The organism is Lelliottia sp. SL45 (assembly GCF_026672535.1).
GTDB classification, from domain to species: Bacteria; Pseudomonadota; Gammaproteobacteria; order Enterobacterales; family Enterobacteriaceae; genus Enterobacter; species Enterobacter nimipressuralis.
On the sequence record NZ_JAPPRH010000012.1, the window covers coordinates 59,004 to 74,468 of the forward strand.

23 protein-coding genes are annotated in these 15,465 nt (G+C 41.6%); 18 read left to right on the forward strand and 5 right to left on the reverse strand.

Translation table 11 applies throughout. The features are described from left to right. Window positions 1–39 precede the first annotated feature (39 nt). Together OVA10_RS24215 and OVA10_RS24220 are read left to right on the forward strand one after the other, a co-directional pair. On the forward strand, window positions 40–531 hold the full coding sequence (locus OVA10_RS24215) for a hypothetical protein (RefSeq protein WP_112823662.1): 492 nt from the start codon (window positions 40–42) through the stop codon (window positions 529–531). A 166-nt stretch (window positions 532–697) separates the two neighbouring features. Further along, complete coding sequence (locus OVA10_RS24220; RefSeq protein ID WP_249941137.1) at window positions 698–1,225, forward strand: hypothetical protein; 528 nt, start codon at window positions 698–700, stop codon at window positions 1,223–1,225. Window positions 1,226–1,275: 50 nt separating this feature from the next. Here OVA10_RS24220 and OVA10_RS24225 read toward each other — a convergent pair whose 3' ends face one another. Continuing rightward, on the reverse strand, window positions 1,276–1,683 hold the full coding sequence (locus OVA10_RS24225; protein WP_268197089.1) for a hypothetical protein: 408 nt from the start codon (window positions 1,681–1,683) through the stop codon (window positions 1,276–1,278). 29 nt (window positions 1,684–1,712) lie between these two features. Beyond that, complete coding sequence (locus OVA10_RS24230; protein ID WP_268197090.1) at window positions 1,713–2,174, reverse strand: hypothetical protein; 462 nt, start codon at window positions 2,172–2,174, stop codon at window positions 1,713–1,715. A gap of 514 nt (window positions 2,175–2,688) precedes the next feature. On the opposite strand from OVA10_RS24230, the gene OVA10_RS24235 reads away from it, so the two are divergent. The 6 genes from OVA10_RS24235 (at window position 2,689) to OVA10_RS24260 (ending at window position 4,625) form a co-directional block, all read left to right on the forward strand. Further along, on the forward strand, window positions 2,689–3,039 hold the full coding sequence (locus tag OVA10_RS24235; RefSeq protein ID WP_045340266.1) for a hypothetical protein: 351 nt from the start codon (window positions 2,689–2,691) through the stop codon (window positions 3,037–3,039). Between the two features lie 71 nt (window positions 3,040–3,110). Then, window positions 3,111–3,407 (forward strand): hypothetical protein, encoded by a 297-nt coding sequence (locus OVA10_RS24240; RefSeq protein WP_045340264.1) that lies wholly within the window; start codon window positions 3,111–3,113, stop codon window positions 3,405–3,407. A gap of 10 nt (window positions 3,408–3,417) precedes the next feature. Continuing rightward, a complete protein-coding gene (locus tag OVA10_RS24245) occupies window positions 3,418–3,696 on the forward strand; it encodes a hypothetical protein (RefSeq protein WP_144839046.1) in 279 nt (92 codons plus the stop codon). Continuing rightward, window positions 3,696–3,962, forward strand: coding sequence for a hypothetical protein (locus tag OVA10_RS24250; protein ID WP_268197091.1), 267 nt, complete (start codon window positions 3,696–3,698; stop codon window positions 3,960–3,962). Before OVA10_RS24245 ends, OVA10_RS24250 begins: the two co-directional genes overlap by 1 nt. A 43-nt stretch (window positions 3,963–4,005) precedes the next feature. Continuing rightward, entirely contained in the window at window positions 4,006–4,323 is a 318-nt protein-coding gene (locus OVA10_RS24255; protein ID WP_139569721.1) for a hypothetical protein, read from the forward strand. A gap of 14 nt (window positions 4,324–4,337) precedes the next feature. Further along, window positions 4,338–4,625 (forward strand): DUF6283 family protein, encoded by a 288-nt coding sequence (locus OVA10_RS24260; RefSeq protein ID WP_045340258.1) that lies wholly within the window; start codon window positions 4,338–4,340, stop codon window positions 4,623–4,625. Window positions 4,626–4,700: 75 nt separating this feature from the next. Here the strand turns inward: OVA10_RS24260 and OVA10_RS24265 are convergent, their stop codons facing one another. The 3 genes from OVA10_RS24265 to OVA10_RS24275 form a co-directional block, all read right to left on the reverse strand. Next, window positions 4,701–5,177 carry a hypothetical protein gene (locus OVA10_RS24265; RefSeq protein ID WP_268197092.1) on the reverse strand — a complete coding sequence of 159 codons (477 nt, stop codon included), beginning with the start codon at window positions 5,175–5,177 and terminating at the stop codon, window positions 4,701–4,703. Next, window positions 5,174–6,796 carry a hypothetical protein gene (locus OVA10_RS24270; protein WP_268197093.1) on the reverse strand — a complete coding sequence of 541 codons (1,623 nt, stop codon included), beginning with the start codon at window positions 6,794–6,796 and terminating at the stop codon, window positions 5,174–5,176. Before OVA10_RS24270 ends, OVA10_RS24265 begins: the two co-directional genes overlap by 4 nt. A 76-nt stretch (window positions 6,797–6,872) precedes the next feature. Continuing rightward, complete coding sequence (locus OVA10_RS24275; protein ID WP_045340251.1) at window positions 6,873–7,151, reverse strand: hypothetical protein; 279 nt, start codon at window positions 7,149–7,151, stop codon at window positions 6,873–6,875. Window positions 7,152–7,617: 466 nt separating this feature from the next. Here OVA10_RS24275 and OVA10_RS24280 point away from each other — a divergent pair, with 466 nt between their 5' ends. The 10 genes from OVA10_RS24280 to OVA10_RS24325 all read left to right on the forward strand — a co-directional run bounded on the left by OVA10_RS24280 (window position 7,618) and on the right by OVA10_RS24325 (window position 15,465). After that, window positions 7,618–8,352 carry a replication endonuclease gene (locus OVA10_RS24280; RefSeq protein ID WP_268197094.1) on the forward strand — a complete coding sequence of 245 codons (735 nt, stop codon included), beginning with the start codon at window positions 7,618–7,620 and terminating at the stop codon, window positions 8,350–8,352. Further along, window positions 8,349–8,597 carry a phage DNA packaging protein C gene (locus OVA10_RS24285; protein ID WP_268197095.1) on the forward strand — a complete coding sequence of 83 codons (249 nt, stop codon included), beginning with the start codon at window positions 8,349–8,351 and terminating at the stop codon, window positions 8,595–8,597. The genes OVA10_RS24280 and OVA10_RS24285 overlap by 4 nt, the downstream gene beginning before the upstream one ends. Further along, window positions 8,594–9,052 (forward strand): external scaffolding protein D, encoded by a 459-nt coding sequence (locus OVA10_RS24290; RefSeq protein ID WP_442788022.1) that lies wholly within the window; start codon window positions 8,594–8,596, stop codon window positions 9,050–9,052. The genes OVA10_RS24285 and OVA10_RS24290 overlap by 4 nt, the downstream gene beginning before the upstream one ends. Further along, window positions 9,052–9,174, forward strand: coding sequence for a phage DNA packaging protein J (locus OVA10_RS24295; RefSeq protein WP_268197096.1), 123 nt, complete (start codon window positions 9,052–9,054; stop codon window positions 9,172–9,174). Before OVA10_RS24290 ends, OVA10_RS24295 begins: the two co-directional genes overlap by 1 nt. A 50-nt stretch (window positions 9,175–9,224) precedes the next feature. Further along, window positions 9,225–10,520 carry a major capsid protein gene (locus OVA10_RS24300; protein WP_268197097.1) on the forward strand — a complete coding sequence of 432 codons (1,296 nt, stop codon included), beginning with the start codon at window positions 9,225–9,227 and terminating at the stop codon, window positions 10,518–10,520. Window positions 10,521–10,600: 80 nt separating this feature from the next. Next, window positions 10,601–11,146 (forward strand): hypothetical protein, encoded by a 546-nt coding sequence (locus OVA10_RS24305; RefSeq protein ID WP_268197099.1) that lies wholly within the window; start codon window positions 10,601–10,603, stop codon window positions 11,144–11,146. Between the two features lie 11 nt (window positions 11,147–11,157). Then, window positions 11,158–12,183: a hypothetical protein gene (locus OVA10_RS24310; RefSeq protein WP_268197100.1), complete on the forward strand. Its 1,026-nt coding sequence runs from the start codon at window positions 11,158–11,160 to the stop codon at window positions 12,181–12,183. Between the two features lie 189 nt (window positions 12,184–12,372). Beyond that, the gene (locus OVA10_RS24315) at window positions 12,373–13,227 is read left to right on the forward strand and encodes a replication endonuclease (RefSeq protein ID WP_268197101.1); all 855 of its coding nucleotides are present in this window, start codon (window positions 12,373–12,375) and stop codon (window positions 13,225–13,227) included. 168 nt (window positions 13,228–13,395) lie between these two features. After that, window positions 13,396–14,376: a hypothetical protein gene (locus OVA10_RS24320; RefSeq protein ID WP_268197102.1), complete on the forward strand. Its 981-nt coding sequence runs from the start codon at window positions 13,396–13,398 to the stop codon at window positions 14,374–14,376. 21 nt (window positions 14,377–14,397) lie between these two features. Beyond that, window positions 14,398–15,465 carry a hypothetical protein gene (locus OVA10_RS24325; protein WP_268197103.1) on the forward strand — a complete coding sequence of 356 codons (1,068 nt, stop codon included), beginning with the start codon at window positions 14,398–14,400 and terminating at the stop codon, window positions 15,463–15,465.

Here is a 15,465-nt window from a genome sequence, read left to right on the forward strand (position 1 = left end):
TAACATTCTTCTAGAATTACAGAAAAATAGAGGTCTAACATGATAGTAAATAAAAACAGGTTTATGCATAAAAACGGGAAAAGGTTTAAGTCCATCGGAAGGTATTTAAGATTTTGGCAAGCAGTAGCGTCCTCTGGTTTACCCATGAACATGGTAATACGGGAAAAACCATACCAACTTATGGTCGCTTTGATTGCTTTATATACGGCCATCCCTGTTGTTACAATAGTAATTTTATCTGGTCAGCAATCGCATAAGTTGGAACTAATTGCTGTGTATTTCATTACATTTATCACGATGGTGTTTGTTTTGCGTCGTAAGATGGGGAAACGTTGGCTGGATTTATTTGAAGAAAAATTAGCCATTTATAAACCTAATGATAAACTCGCGCTTAGCGAATTACACGAAAGCATACGTGAGAAAAATGGGCTAGACTTGCAGGATCTACAAGATTGGTACTGGAAAGAGAAGATGACATATGCTTATCACAAAGAACATAAAACAACCATAAGCTATCAAAAATTCAAGTAGCATTTTAAAATGTCAGGGGAGGGCTATTGTGATTTATTAAGTCGGCAAGGTTATTAGGTAGGGGTGTTCAATATGATAAATTCTTCGAGTGTGGTTATTTCAAGAGTTGTTCAGGTCCTTTGAGATAGCTAATTATCATTACAGACTTTATCGAAAGGTATGAATTATGAACATTACCGACAAAGAACTTAGCTCAAATACAGTGAGTCAGTATGGATGGAACTTAGGAGAGTTCAATCACTCAACGCCTTTTACATCTCATTTTATTTATATCACCGACTATCATAAAGATAATACATGGATGATTTCACTTTCGCAGGAGGATTTTAATACGACCAAAATTTCAACATCGTTAAGTCTAGATGCCTGTGTGTCCATGCTCGGAAAGATACTAAAAAAAATGTCTAACAAAATCGGTATCTCACAAACGGAAGAATCTGAATTCGCATTTCTTTTAACAAACTATATTAAACAAACTTTGACTTTTAGAGAATGGCAACGCAATGCTGAAGGAAATCAACGACTGCACTTTCTTATTAATATCTACGGTGCAAAAGAAGACGGTGGCGAAGTGGTTTTAAGACCATTTATTGCAAATCCTGATGAATTAATGCTTACTCCAGCGGATGTCGTTGGATTTAATTCGCAGGTTATCAAAGTTGATCGGCAGCGTCATCCTGAGTGGTTCCGTTAACAGGTCACAAGGGTTAAGAGCCTAAAAGGCTGCGATAGGGTATACGCAGCCTATTCTGTATAGCCGTCGCGTAATAATTGTTCTAAATGACTATCGACCGTTTCCTGATCACCAGGAATATATCGAGGCCATCCTGTTATATCGTTGGCGCGTTTCACTATGTATGGATGAAACCCAAACTGTTCGGAAGTGATGTCAATATAATATTGCACTTCTTCGAAATTCAACTCACACCAATAATGGCCAAAGCCACCACTCTCTATAAATATACCGCCATCATCTGCACCGTTACCCCCACGAACAACAGCATCTAGACCTTTAGTTTTTGCTAAATAACACACAAGATAGCTTGCAAAAAGGCAAGTGCCTGCCGTCTTCTCTGTGCCGGACTCCGTTAAAATTGAAAGTAGCTTTTCATGCGCCACTCTTGCAATGCCTGATACCAATTCCGGTGACATGTTAGCTCCAGTGAAATTGTTAGATCGACTTAAACAGATAATAACTCAATATTTTCATGAAGTAATTGTGGTTTCTTAAACCAATAACCGGAACCACACATCCAAGGTTCACCTGGGAAAACAAAACCTTCTTGAATAAGGTATTTGCGGAATAGGGGAGGCAGTACATTTTCAATTTTCAAAATGTAATTTTGTTCATCTGCAATACATTTCAATTCTGCGAGAAGCGCTCTAAAAATGCCTGTTCCGGGTTTTTTAACAGAAATGGTTGAAACTACCATGACCGGATATCCCAGGACCGAACACATGCCTGCTCTTGACCGGATGTAGAGTTCCTCGAAATGATGTAAGCCGTGTACATGAGAAGACCTTATGGGGATGTTACCATTAGATGCCTGCGTTATAAGGTCGGCGAAAACCTTTTTGATTTTCAGCAAATCTGCCTGAAAATTTTGTTCGTTCAAAGGAAAATCAGAGTGCGAATTTGTCATTAGATATCTTATGTATATAAAAAGTTAACGTTTATCTTAATACTGTTCTTAAACCAAGAAAAGTAACACTTACATCTGTACTAAGTCCGCTCTCTACCCTGTTAGGCTTGCAGCTGAGGGCAGGAGTATTGATCAGCAGTTGTGTTAGCCGGGGATTGCCAGTAGTGAGCGGATACCGCACAATGTGAAGGCAATGATATTTCCCCAGAGGAGAACTAATGACCGAAGCTGAAGATTTATCTACCTACTGTAGGGATAACTGCGGTTTAGATGTGTCCACAGTTGCACTGCGGGCAGGTCTGCCTCGGCGCACGTTGTACGACTGGTGGCGAACGCGTCGGCGTGTCGTCGAACTGATCGTTAAAGGTCTGGCCGCAGAGCAGAAATAATTGTGCGGTACCCGCACAAAATCTGTTGCCCAATGTGCGGAATTCGCACATAATTATCTTTAATGAGCGAAATACGCACACAAAACAAATTCTATAAAGACTTGCTTAATTTCAGAGGTGATCGAATGGAAGTTGGGGTTAGGCATGACATTGAGCAACAGATTGCCCGGGCTGCGGTTAAAAGTTTGACCAGTGCAGGTTATAAAATTTCAGTGTTCGACGGCGAGGCATACGCGCTGGCGAAGACTGATGACGCAAGCGCTATCCTGGATGCAATGTTCTGCACTGACGGCGACGTGCTGTACGTCTATACACCGCCAGCTGCGAACAATGGATCCTGGGAACGTATCGGGTTTGTCGAGTTCGTCTACGGAAACAGTGGCTGGGATGTTATTTCTGACCACTCCAGCAGCCTTGAAAGTGTGTTGCATTCCGCAAGCGCACTGGCCGATAAACTGGAAAGAGAGTACGCCTGAAATACCGGAGCGGGAAGTTCTGCGAGGGATGTCCCGCAGCTCACAAAGATGAACAAACCGACGGAGTAACCATGGCAAAAACCACAAAGGAAGCACACTTCAGTTCTGAGATGATGCGCTGTCGCGGGATCGAATTTGCGAAGCTTGGAATGATGGTCGAAGTCGATGGGGAGATTGGCACCATCGAGGGCATGAACGGCAGCGCAAATCTGGATGTTCGCTTCACAAATCAGCTCAAGCATGGAAGCCAAGTTCATAACTGCCACCCTACCTGGAAAGTTAAATACTTCGACGAGGCCGGTACTGTGATCGCACATTTTGATGAATGTCGGTGTGTGTTCCGCCCTGAACTGGCGACTGTGGAATAAGGTAAAGCGAATGACCGATATGACCCATGATGAATTTGCTGAATTCCCGTTTGGTAAAGCCGCACTGCAACAGCTCTCACCGTTACCGGCTAACTTTCGCCTGTATGAAGCAGAGAATTTAGGGCCCGGTAAAGGTATGAAAATCACTGGTGCTGAATTTCGTGTTGCACAGCGCGGACCGAATAAAGGCAAACTTAGCATCCTTGTGCCGGGTACTCGAAAAGTTGCGCGGCTCACCCAGGACGAAATCAACCACGCATACGCGAAAGAAGCCTCAGGGGAGTCATAATGTACAACGCTTATCATCGGCCACAGCAGGAGCCAATGCCCACGATGAAGTTTCTCTCGGTTGCCGGTGTGGGAGCAATCTGGGCCGTACAAGAACGCTACAGTGATGGCTGGTTTGGCGTCTCATGGGCGAGTACCAGTCTCGCACGTGTCAGTTCGATGGAAGCAGCAGCGAATATAGCCCGAGCTGTAGCGGAATCCGGCGCAGACAATATTCATGACATGCGGGCATTAGTGGCATCGCTGCTGCCCGAAAAGGCACAGTGAGCAGCCCACCGGCCAATGCGGGTTATCAGTAAAAGGAATGATTGTGGTTCGTTCTAATAAATGGCTCCTGACAACCGCCTGTCTGGCAGTCACCGGTTGGGTGATTGCCGCTGGCCTGACCATGGCTCTCATAAACTCCGGGGAGCGACTGGCAAACGCCCAAAAAAATGCTGAGGCATGGAAGAGAAAAGCCGGAAAGGCCTACACCTCCCTGCTCAGAGATACCGAGACAGATAACAGTTCGGTGCTTATCCCTGAAGGGGCACGGGTTGAATGCACACCAAATGCCGAAACGAGCAGCGTAAGCAATAAATCGCTCTTAAACTGCGACGGTATAATTTATCCGCCAGAGAATTACTGAGTAAGGAGAAATAAATGCCTGAGCTGCCGCATATCGCCCGCCCCTGCCGAGATTGTCCTTTTCGCAATGATACGCTTAAAGAATGGTTGGGTGCTGAGAGAATGCAGGAAATTTTGGGTGCCGATTCGTTTGTCTGCCATAAAAAGACCGACAAGCAGTGCGCGGGCCACATGCTCATAAAGGGAAACGACAATCTGTTCGTGCGGGTTGCCGGTCGTATGGGGATCCCGCTGGAACTATCCGGGCGCGAGCTGGTCTTTGATAACGAGCAGGACTGTATTGAGCATCACAGACGCCGGTAGGATAAATCGACCGCAGGTTATGATTTTGTCTGTGTATTAGTTAAGTGTATTAAAGTAGCTTTTTTTCGTTACCACTCAGCTCCTAATTTCAGGATTATCATGGGAGTGTCGTTTGTACCAGGATATGGTCGTTTCAGGAATGGTTAATTTGTTCCAAAAACCATCTGAAATTAAGCTGAGGAGGTCTTTATTAAACAGCTTTGCGGGGGCGACTTGATGTTTTTCATACAGATAATTCATCTCATCCGAATTGGCAGGAAAAATCCCATGCGGAGCAGTGCCAGAAACTGACGCCCCGTCAGAAAGGTTTACCCACATCCTTAACCGGTAGTCGATTATATAACCATCTAGCTTCAGCCAGAGATGAGGATATAAACAAAATCCATTGTGCTGACCGTGAACGGTACCAAGAATTCGTTCATGAGGGATACGGGCCTCTACAAGAGCATTACTTATTAGCATGGTATGCCCATCACATTCCAGTGGAGCCTCGTCTACCAGAAGGAGGGCATGATGAAGGTCATTAAGATGGCTAGGTAAATTAATACTCATTTTCTTTTTAGATATTTCCCGTGTTTTTCATCATTATTATCTTTTGTACGAAGCGGAGCAATGATTAGGGTTAAATGAACCACTTTGTCTGGATAGTCACCACCAGATTCTTTAAGGCGATAACGAAAATTTCCTAAATGTATTAAAGTAAGACGGCTATGCTCTGAACTTAAATTGTCAAGAGCAACTGCTATATGCTCTCGTATAGTTTTATAGTCAGGGTTATAACAAAATAAAATGAAATACATTTCTGGGGGCGTATTATAATTTATAGGTATAGAATCTGAATACTTCGAGTAAAGTTGATAAATTCCATTGTTGATTTTATTGCGGATATCCGAAGCATTCGTACGATCTTTTATGAGCTTAGATTCAATTACACTTATCCGCTGACCGTCCTGGAAGATGGATATGTCCGTACGCCCGTTTGCAATTGGTTCTTCCTGAAGGAAGGAGAAATTTAAGTAGGATAGCCTAGCTTTTAACCAGGTCAACAGAGCCGCAGTTAAATTATTTTCATTGAAGAGCTCTTCTTTCGTTACACAGTAAAGGTTGCTATTTTCTGAGATGTTACGAATTCCATCCGTAACAGATTTTTCAAAAAGTCCGAGATGATTAAGCCTGTTATTCATTTTAACAAAGTACTCAGACAAACGATCTATTTTTGAAGCTAATGCAATTTTATTTACATGGCTTTCAAAAGACATGTTATTTACTTTGAACGACAAACCATAAAGTTTCTTAAAAATAAAGTCGATATAAAATTGATTCAATTCACCATGAAGGCGAAAGTTCTTAGTGTATTTATCAAACTCAACTAACAAACCTTGCATATCGTTATAGATTTTTTCCATAAGGTTTTTAGTTTCATCGCTAGTTGTTTTTTTACGCCATTCGTACGCATGGCGCATTATTCCATTCGTAAACAAAATCAGAGAATTAAAAGGTTCTAAAAGTACGCTTGAGCCATTATTGTTTCTGTATACAATTCGTAATGGGCAATAACGTAAATAAATTGTCTCTAACTGTTCATTTGTAATAGGGACCACGATAAAAAAAACAGAACCAACGTTGAAGTTGTTTTGAAATAGATTATCTAAATTATCCACTAGGAAAATATTTTGTGTATGATTGCTTAAATGCATACCATAACTTTTGGGATCACTTACCCAATATGAGTTAGCAAACCGCAACCGGGATAAATCATAATCTACTTGCTTAAGGCTTGAAGTAAGTTTTTCATAAATAATTTCCATCTTGCTTACAGGAAAAGGCATGGAGGTTTGTACATTTAAGCATAATTTAAGCTGGTTTATATAAGTTGTCAGTTGGGAAAGATATTCATCTCTAGGCCAATCACGATGTAAACTTTCTATGAAGAAAGGCTCTCCAGACTCAAGAAAGGTAATCAAGCTACCGCGAAAATGCTTATTTAAATTAAACTCTTCGACTCGTTTCTCAAGTTTACTACAAAATACGTAAACTGATAGACAAGATCTTCTTTCCTGCATTACCTGCTTGTCATCGAGGTATCTTTCAGTTGCTGTATTACGTTCAAATATGGGCAGTGGTTCAATGAAAGCCAGTTCTCCGGCGTTAAAATCAGCGTAACTACGCATCTGTGAGCTCTTTTATAGGGTTAAGTAGGAAGCAAATCTTAAATTGAAAATATTATATCATTTCTAAATTTTTTAATTAGGAAGCGAAGTATTTATTGCGCCAGTTATAGTCGGATTGATCGATGTCAGTGGCGAGGGTTTGTAACATTCGATGGCCATCAGGCAGTTCTGATATAAAACACTGCATCATTTCAATCGTAACATTATCAGAAATATCTATGCGAGTATAATCATCATCTGCTATATATTTAATTTCAAAATGTTTGAAGAGTCCATTTTGAAATTTCTCGATCAAAACAGAAAGAAGTAATTCTCGGTCATTTTCAACTTCAGCGTGTAAGAAAAAAGTCTTCATGATAACTCCTTTGCATGAAAGTGTAATTTTACTTGTCTAAATGGTTGAAATCAAGTTGATTGGGAGTATCTGCCTTCGTGGGAGGATGCTCAGAACTGGACCAGAGAGGCCTTTAAAGGGTACGGATTAGGTAAAGCAGATAAGGTTGTTTTGGCTGTAAGTCTTCAGGGACCATGGATTTATCATGATGATATTGCTCAGTCTAAGGTGTGGTTCATAAGGTTGAGTAGTATTACTTAAGCTCTGACTAACTTTGATAAAGCAAAGGAATACGCTGATCGTCATGTGATCCAAATTGAGCAATGAATTTATAATTCGGAACAGCTAAAGACAAAGCAGTAGGGTGCAATAATTCAGGATGTCGATACTATAAGAAGAGCAATGTTATTAAGGTAGCAAGTACCTCAATATGAGGGGGCAACTGTTGATACTGTACATACATACAGCATTTAACATAATCCTGATTATGCGTACTATGCCGCTCCTGTGCTCAGATCCGAACATTGGTCGCAGGATTCGGGACCGCCGTCAAATCTCCGCAATGCAATCCACTTGGCCTTATGGTTTCAATGCTCCTATCGCTGTTCGCTATTCAGGTGATGCTTTTTCTCGCGCCGGCTGGATTTGGCCTGTTGCTAAAAATGGCGTCCCTATCAAGGCACTTCCTTACACTGCTGTCGGCTTCTACGTCGCTAAGTATGTGAACAAGAAAGTGAATCTCGACATTATCAAAAAATGTACCGGAGGTAATGAATGGAACAAGTCCCTCAAAGAACGTTTGGATCTAATACCGGGCAAAGTGTTTCGGGTCCGGATGTCTCGCAACTTCGGAATGAAGGTTCCATCGATGGACAATCTGTCAATGGAAGCCCTCGTCCAGATGACGCGACTATCATCGAGAACCACGCCGCTGCAGCTCGTGCTCAGGCAGAACGCGAGGCGCAACTTACGCTCGAGACTGGCCGCTCTGTCTGTAAGCGACATTTTAACGGCGCGACCACCAACGATAAATTTGCTCAAGTTTTTGCGCAATTCGATGGTTCGGACACTCGACCCCAGGCTGCTGAATTTTACGTCTATCGCGACCCCACGATTGGAAAGTACGGATATTTCTGAGGAGGTTCGCCAGTGGCTACATGATTCCGGTTTGACGTTTGCTCAGATTGGATTAACCCCTTCGTTTGTTGCCGGAGGCAAATGATGAATTTTGACTTATCAAAGCCTACTTCATTGCGGTCTTACATTATGACTTTTCAGACGATGAATGTTCGTTTGGCTTCAATGCGTGAATGTTTTGATGATGATAAATGGCTTTTTATGGCTTCCAATATGCTTCGTGCTTGGTTTACTTATGAGGTTGACCACGTTGAATATAATCAATCTCTTATTAAAGTTTTAATTGAGCGCGGTTTATTACCTGCTGATATTAAGGAATTATTTAAATGAATGAAATTGAAATGAATACTGCTGATGTTCGCTATACCACTGCGTTAGCGTCTATTCGCATGGTTTCTTCTGGTGCTGTACTTGATTTGTCTGAGGATGATTATACTTTTCTGACTGCTGATAAATTGTGGCTTGCTACTGACCGCAATCGTGCTCGCCGTTGTATTGAGGCTGCTGTTTATGGTGCTCTTGATTTTGTAGGTTTTCCGCGCTTCCCTGCGCCCGCTGAATTTATTGCGGCTACTATTGCCTATTATGTTAATAACGTAAATGTGCAGTCTGCTTGCGCTATTATGGATGGTTGTGAATTTTCTGAATATATTACATCCGGTGTTGAACAGCCCGTATCGGCTCGTCAATTATTTTCTTTTGTTCTTCGTATTCGCGGCGGTTTACTTCGTGAAGTTGAAGGTGTTGAGCAAAATGTTAAAACTCGTTTACAGGTAGGTTCGTAATGGCTAAAGGTCGTGGTCGTTCTAAAGGTAAAGGTCGCCGTTCTCCTCGTCCAGCTGCGTTGCGTGGTGGTGATAAAACCAAAGGCGCTCGTCTCTGGTATGTAGGCGGTTTCCAGGCTTAACTTTTAAGGGGAGTCATCCTCCCCTTATCAACTTGATATAAGGTTTATATATGACTCCGCAAATGGATGCTTCACGTGAGTTAATTGATTTACCTCACTTTGTATTCTCGGCTAATGATATTGGTCGCTTAAAGGTCTTATCCACTTCTGTAGTTGCTGCTGGTGATTCTTTTGAACTCGATGCTGTAGGCGCTTTGCGTTTGTCGCCGTTGCGTCGTGGCCTTGCTGTTGATAGTAACGTTGACTTTTTTACGTTTTATGTCCCGCTCCGTCATGTTTACCAGGCTGAATGGGTTAACTTTATGCGTGCTGGCATGTCTGCTCAGCCTCTCAAGCCTGAGTCCTGTTATCCTGAAATATGGGGCTCTTCGTTCTTGGGTGTTCACCCTTCTAAGGATTACACGTTACCTAAATATTATTATCAGTCGTATCTACAAATCTGGAATAATTTCTTTAAAGCGCCGTGGATGCCTGATGAAACTCGCCGTTTAGCTGATTTGGACGAGCCCACTTGTCGCGGTGGTTTTCGTTGCTGTCATTTGAAAAATATATGGTCTGCCCCGCTTCCGCCTAATACTCAGACTCACCGTAATTATAATGTTGAGGTTAATTCTGATTTTACTGGTGCTGTAGACATAATGGGTCTGCAGGCTGTTTATGCTCAATTACATACTGAACAGGAGCGCTCTTATTTTGCCACTCGCTATCGTGATATCGTTGAGTCGTTTGGAGGTTCTACTACTATTGATGCGGATAATCGACCTAAGCTTTTAATGCGTACTAATACATGGGCGTCTGGTTATGACGTTGATGGTACTGACCAAAGCTCACTGGGCCAGTTCTCTGGCCGTGTGCAACAGTCTTTCCATCATTCTGTTCCGCGTTTCTTTGTTCCTGAGCATGGCGTGATTATGACGCTGTGTTTAACTCGTTTTCCTCCTACTTGTACTTATGAAAATCCGTTGTTGGTTAATTTGCCTTCTATCTCTTACGATATGATTGCTCTTGACCCTGCTATTGTTGGTAACTCTATTCCTGTTAAAACGTCATACGGTTCGTTATTCCATCAGGGTCCGACTGGTATTTCCTGTACTATCGCTCATTCTCAATGGTTGCGTTATCAAAACTCTCATGTTGATTATAATTATCATGAGTTACAGGGTTTTCCATTTATTTCTAAGTTCCCTAAGCACTCTGATTTGGCAGGTAATATTCTTGTTGAACCTAACCAGTATGACCATTGTTTTCAGTCTACTCAGTTAGGACATTATTCTATTCAGTCTAAATTTAATGCCCGTGTTTATCGTAATATGCCTACTGTTCGTGACTCTATTATGACTTCTTAAATTGTGACGGTCGGATATTTTAATATCCGGCCTGAGCAATTCGCCCGCGGCAGCGGCTAACTATTTTTTAAGGAATATATATGCACCAGAATTTTGTCTCCAAACACAATTATGCTCAGTTATCTACTACTACTGGCCCTACTGTCGTTCCTGCTAATCCGCCGTCTATTATGAATTTAAACTTCCCGCTTTCTCATTTTAATACGTTTATTAATGCTCAGGTTGCTGCGGATGTTTCTGGTATGGTTGGTGTTGCTGTTGCTATGCAGCTTGATACAACAAGTTCTGCTATGAAAATGCAGGTTGTTTCTTATGCGTTTAATATGGCCGCCACCTCTAACGCTTATCCGCTTGTTGCTCTTGGTGTTTATGATTCTCCTGTTGACCATAGTGGTGTTGCTGCTAACGTTCGTTATTATCCTATTGAGTTATCCACTTATGGCGCTGGTGCTTGTTCTGCTGAGGGCGCTATTACTGTTGATACCACGCCTGTTGATGCATCTGGTAATCAGACTTACGCTGCACTGGTATTCTTTTTCCGTGGTGTTCAGAAGGGCAATATTGACGGTTTCTTTTCCATGAATCAGGTTCTGCATGATATTACATTCCTGCAACCTCTCAAATAAGGTTCTTAATTATGGCTATGATGGCTGGTATTGGTTCTGCTATCGGTTCTGTTCTCGGTTCCGTTGGTAGTTCTCTCCTCGGTGGAGGCGGTTCCGCTCCTGATTTATCTGGTCTTATTGATGATGCTGCGGATAAGCAAAACCTCTCTCAACCCGTTCCGCCTGCGTCTTCTATGGCTACTGGTGTTTCTAGCACTATGCAGGGTTCGAATCCTCCTCCTCCGGGTGTGACTCCTCAGCCTACGTTGTCCGGTTCTCAGGCTCCAAAGGATAATATGTTTACTTCTACGGCTAAAAACCTCGCTAACGGCCTTCTTACGTCTGGTTCTCAGGAGGTAACTAATAAGTTAATGCAGTCGTTATTTCATAAAAATGATGCTGCTAAAGCAGGTTCTGATACCCGTAAATATCTTGCTAATGCGTTTCCTGAATTAAACCCGTGGGAACGTTCAGGCGCTGGCGGTACTATGTCTGGTATTCAGGAACAACAATTCGGACAGCAAAAGCAATTAACTAAAATGCAGCTGGATAATCAAAAGGATATAGCTAAAATGCAGATGGATAACCAGCTTAAAATAGCTGGTATCGGTTCTGTTACCTCTCGCCAAAATACAGCCGATCAAGTTTATGCACAAAACTCAATGCTTTATAATAATCAGCGTGAGTCTAATGCTCGTATTATGTCTATTATTTCGAATACTGAATTAAGTCAGTCTCAAAAGGAGCTGGCTATTGCTAATACATTGAAATCTTATGCTGAGACTCATAATATTAATTTAACCTCCAGTCAGATTAAGGCCCAGACTAATAATATTCTCGCTGATACTGACAATAAGAACGCTCAGTTTCTTAATATTCGTCAGGACACTCAAAATAAGCGTTATGGTAATGGCCAGTTTTCTTCTGATGCCTTTTCATTTTCTAATCAGGCTAAGGATGCTATCTCAGGTTCCTCTCCTCTTAATGATGTTTATAAACATTCTGCTGATACTTTTAAGAAGGCCGAAGGTGTTCGGGGTTCTATGTCTCGCAAATGATTGTTACATTTTTCCTATTGTCAACTTCTAAATCTTTGTCTTACATTGCCCTCACTTCGTGGAGGGCTTTTTTATGCAAGGCATTGGTTTAGGTCAGGCTATCTTTTGTTTAGTATTTCTTGGTTTTATTTTGTTTAATGCTATTCGTTTACTTAACGCCGTCATTCGTTGGCTTAACAGGCACTAATTATGTTTACTCAGCCCATATCTCAGCTCGATCCAATCTTTCAGCCCGCTTTCCGTGAGCTGTTGTCGCCGTTCGTCTCTGCTGTGGGCTTCTCTACCCTTGTTCAGTCTCGCTCTCTCCAGATGCATCAGCAAATTGAATCCCGTTTAAAGCTCCTCTATGATATTCAGGTTGAATCCTTGCGACATTTTGAAGCTATTGACGATGATTTCTATTGCGATGGCCTGAAGCTCTCTAAGCAAGCCTCCATCGATTTTTTGACCTTATCCTTAGCCCTAGCTGAGGAAATCCAAGATGTTGAAGACGTCCGCGCCCAACTTGATATAAATAACACTATAGACCATATCCCCCACGGGGACGGTGAATGGTGGCTGTTCCATGATGAATCTGTCTCGACTTACTGGCGCAAGTTGGTTACTGCTAGGCCGCTAAAGGATATCCGCGAATGTTATACTTCTCTGGGGATTCCCCTGCCTCTACCTGCTCGTAAGGATGAGGCTTCAAGATACTTGGAGAAGAGTACAATGATGTCTAGACGTGCTTTGACCGTACAACGCATACTTAACGCTATGCGTACTGGTCACAATCAGGGTTGTTTTTTTGTATTTGACACGCTTACCCTATCTGATGATAGATTGGAGGCGTTCTATAGTAATCCAAATGCACTTCGCGACCACTTCCGTTCGGTTGGTCGTTCAGTTTTAGAAGCTGAGGGTCGTAAAATGACGGAGAGTTTCGATGACTGTTTTCAATACTTTTGTGTGCCTGAATACGGTACTACGACTGGCCGTTTGCACTTTCACATAGTATACATTATGCGCACTAAGTCATTGATTTATATGATTATTTTATTTTGAGGTGCGCACTGGGATTTACACCGGAGCAACAGATTTAATCGCTGATCCATTTCCTGTGATTCATTTCCATTCCTGTGGTGAACATCGGTTGAAGCTGTAAGTTAAAGTACTTCGTGATACCATTTAATGACTTACAGCATAAAGCACTATAAACCAAAGGAGCTTTTGATGGAACGGCCTGTTCATCATAAGGTGGCTATGAGCGTACATGCGACGGAATCCGTTACCGATAGCAAAACAGCAGAATTTGGTTTTTACCCAAAGCGTCTTGATCTTAAGACCGATAACTTTTCGCTCGATACACTTTCAGACCATGATTCAGCATCAAAATATATAAAGGACCATCCTAACGTTGAAAATGGATGGTTTTATGCCGAACTTCAAGAAACGTATGACCTAAGGGGTAATGTAATTACCAGACCTTATAGCGGTCGGGTTTTCTGCATGCCTAAAACTCATAAGTTGGTGCTGAATGGATCCTATAGTGAGGATGACGTATGCTTCGTTATATGGTGCCTGTCATTCTTCACAGGAATGCGTCTGACAAGTACTCAAGCTGGATTTTTAGATGCAACTCCGGTTAAACCCGGGGCACTGGTCGATTTTTGTTTATCAGGATCCAATGAGTCGGATGCTATACAGTTAGCTTTAAACTTTCTGAATAAAGAGGACTGTCAAGTAACAACTTGTATGCGCTTAGCAGCTGTTATACACGCCCTGTTTTTGTCACAAAACCCCAAAAATCTTCACTTTGAAAAATTCCAGTATCTATATATGGCACTTGATGGATGCTTTTCCATTATATGGGATGAAAGAGATAAGACTAAAAAAATCAAAAAACCACTACACAAGGACAGAGTTTACTGGATGTGTGACACATTAGGGATGCCTATACCCTTCTGGGCAGATGGTGAGGATAATATTGCTGATGTCCGTAATGAAAACTTCCATGAAGCGATTTTTTTTGGCCAACCATTAGGCTTCTCTGCATATGGGTCTGAACAGTCAGGAACAGTTCGGAACGCCATTCTTCTACAAATGGAAGCTTTGATATGTCGTTATCTTGTTGCATTACTTGGTGGGACAGATACTAGTTATATAAATTCCCCATTAAATACTCGTGAGTATTTTTCTCTTAAATTAAAATAGTTTAGACCAGAGGCAATTTTAATGAGTGCAGACGAAATTGAAAATATATCTAATAGACCTGAGGCACTTTACAGTATACCGTTCTATAAAGATATGCCTAACCTTCCAGTAAAAATAGATCTGGAGGGTATGGCGGGCGATTTTTTGAGTTCTGATATTGCAGATTTGTTCGGGTTACAGCCGATTGAGAAAGAACATCTAGATACTTATGGTGAGATAATTACTATAAATCCATCAAAGGAGTCCCTTGAACTTTATAAAAAGAGAGATGATTCCTTTCAAATGGTATTTTTGGTAATTAATGCCTATGGTTTTAAAGAAATTGATGGGGTAATGCATTGCAAGCCGTACAACATTTCACTCTTCCCAGCAAGCAAAAGAGGAGAGTTGACTTCACTCAAGATAGATTTGATTGAGAAGTATGATCTTGAGATGGATGCTAAAGTGCCGAAGCTTTACTATGGGTTCAATCCATTTAAGGGCGCTTTTGGACTTTATATGTATAATTCCGTGGATTATTCTGGAATTGAATCTGATATGATTGGTTTCGTAAACAATATGTATCTGTTGTCAGATAAATATAACTATCATAATGTCGTGCCGCCATTCATTAAATCTATTGATAACAGTCCGCAAGTCAAAGCTGATTACAAAAAATACAGAAAGGATAGGTACTTCAAGAAATTTAGCAAGATAAAGCCCAGGAAAATATGGGGCTGTGATTCTCCTATAGAATTATTTTTACTTCAGGCAATGGATAGCCTGGGCTTGACGCCAGAAATTCAAACAATAATTACTGAAGACGGACTTACAGTCCCTAGCCTGCATAAATTATGGGAAAACTCGCGCTCACGTAGACGGTTAAAAGCCATAACAGATGCTGATTTCTATTTCCCTGAAAAAAAATTAGCAATTTTTTGTGATTCTAAAGAACATCATTCTTCCACAGAATCTATTGTTAAAGACAGAAATATTGATAAGTCGTTGGCGGAAATTGGTATTGTTAGCCTAAGAATATATGGTAAGGATATTGTCGCAGATCCATTAGCGTGTGCCACGATAGTCAGAGATCGTTTAAGCGAGTTGTGA

Excerpts from the sequence above, each read along its gene's own strand:
- OVA10_RS24215 (WP_112823662.1), top strand. The coding sequence starts at position 40 with ATGATAGTAAATAAAAACAGGTTTATGCATAAAAACGGGAAAAGGTTT.
- OVA10_RS24220 (WP_249941137.1), top strand. The coding sequence starts at position 698 with ATGAACATTACCGACAAAGAACTTAGCTCAAATACAGTGAGTCAGTAT.
- OVA10_RS24225 (WP_268197089.1), bottom strand. The coding sequence starts at position 1,683 with ATGTCACCGGAATTGGTATCAGGCATTGCAAGAGTGGCGCATGAAAAG.
- OVA10_RS24230 (WP_268197090.1), bottom strand. The coding sequence starts at position 2,174 with ATGACAAATTCGCACTCTGATTTTCCTTTGAACGAACAAAATTTTCAG.
- OVA10_RS24235 (WP_045340266.1), top strand. The coding sequence starts at position 2,689 with ATGGAAGTTGGGGTTAGGCATGACATTGAGCAACAGATTGCCCGGGCT.
- OVA10_RS24240 (WP_045340264.1), top strand. The coding sequence starts at position 3,111 with ATGGCAAAAACCACAAAGGAAGCACACTTCAGTTCTGAGATGATGCGC.
- OVA10_RS24245 (WP_144839046.1), top strand. The coding sequence starts at position 3,418 with ATGACCGATATGACCCATGATGAATTTGCTGAATTCCCGTTTGGTAAA.
- OVA10_RS24250 (WP_268197091.1), top strand. The coding sequence starts at position 3,696 with ATGTACAACGCTTATCATCGGCCACAGCAGGAGCCAATGCCCACGATG.
- OVA10_RS24260 (WP_045340258.1), top strand. The coding sequence starts at position 4,338 with ATGCCTGAGCTGCCGCATATCGCCCGCCCCTGCCGAGATTGTCCTTTT.
- OVA10_RS24265 (WP_268197092.1), bottom strand. The coding sequence starts at position 5,177 with ATGAGTATTAATTTACCTAGCCATCTTAATGACCTTCATCATGCCCTC.
- OVA10_RS24270 (WP_268197093.1), bottom strand. The coding sequence starts at position 6,796 with ATGCGTAGTTACGCTGATTTTAACGCCGGAGAACTGGCTTTCATTGAA.
- OVA10_RS24275 (WP_045340251.1), bottom strand. The coding sequence starts at position 7,151 with ATGAAGACTTTTTTCTTACACGCTGAAGTTGAAAATGACCGAGAATTA.
- OVA10_RS24280 (WP_268197094.1), top strand. The coding sequence starts at position 7,618 with ATGCGTACTATGCCGCTCCTGTGCTCAGATCCGAACATTGGTCGCAGG.
- OVA10_RS24285 (WP_268197095.1), top strand. The coding sequence starts at position 8,349 with ATGATGAATTTTGACTTATCAAAGCCTACTTCATTGCGGTCTTACATT.
- OVA10_RS24290 (WP_442788022.1), top strand. The coding sequence starts at position 8,594 with ATGAATGAAATTGAAATGAATACTGCTGATGTTCGCTATACCACTGCG.
- OVA10_RS24295 (WP_268197096.1), top strand. The coding sequence starts at position 9,052 with ATGGCTAAAGGTCGTGGTCGTTCTAAAGGTAAAGGTCGCCGTTCTCCT.
- OVA10_RS24300 (WP_268197097.1), top strand. The coding sequence starts at position 9,225 with ATGACTCCGCAAATGGATGCTTCACGTGAGTTAATTGATTTACCTCAC.
- OVA10_RS24305 (WP_268197099.1), top strand. The coding sequence starts at position 10,601 with ATGCACCAGAATTTTGTCTCCAAACACAATTATGCTCAGTTATCTACT.
- OVA10_RS24310 (WP_268197100.1), top strand. The coding sequence starts at position 11,158 with ATGGCTATGATGGCTGGTATTGGTTCTGCTATCGGTTCTGTTCTCGGT.
- OVA10_RS24315 (WP_268197101.1), top strand. The coding sequence starts at position 12,373 with ATGTTTACTCAGCCCATATCTCAGCTCGATCCAATCTTTCAGCCCGCT.
- OVA10_RS24320 (WP_268197102.1), top strand. The coding sequence starts at position 13,396 with ATGGAACGGCCTGTTCATCATAAGGTGGCTATGAGCGTACATGCGACG.
- OVA10_RS24325 (WP_268197103.1), top strand. The coding sequence starts at position 14,398 with ATGAGTGCAGACGAAATTGAAAATATATCTAATAGACCTGAGGCACTT.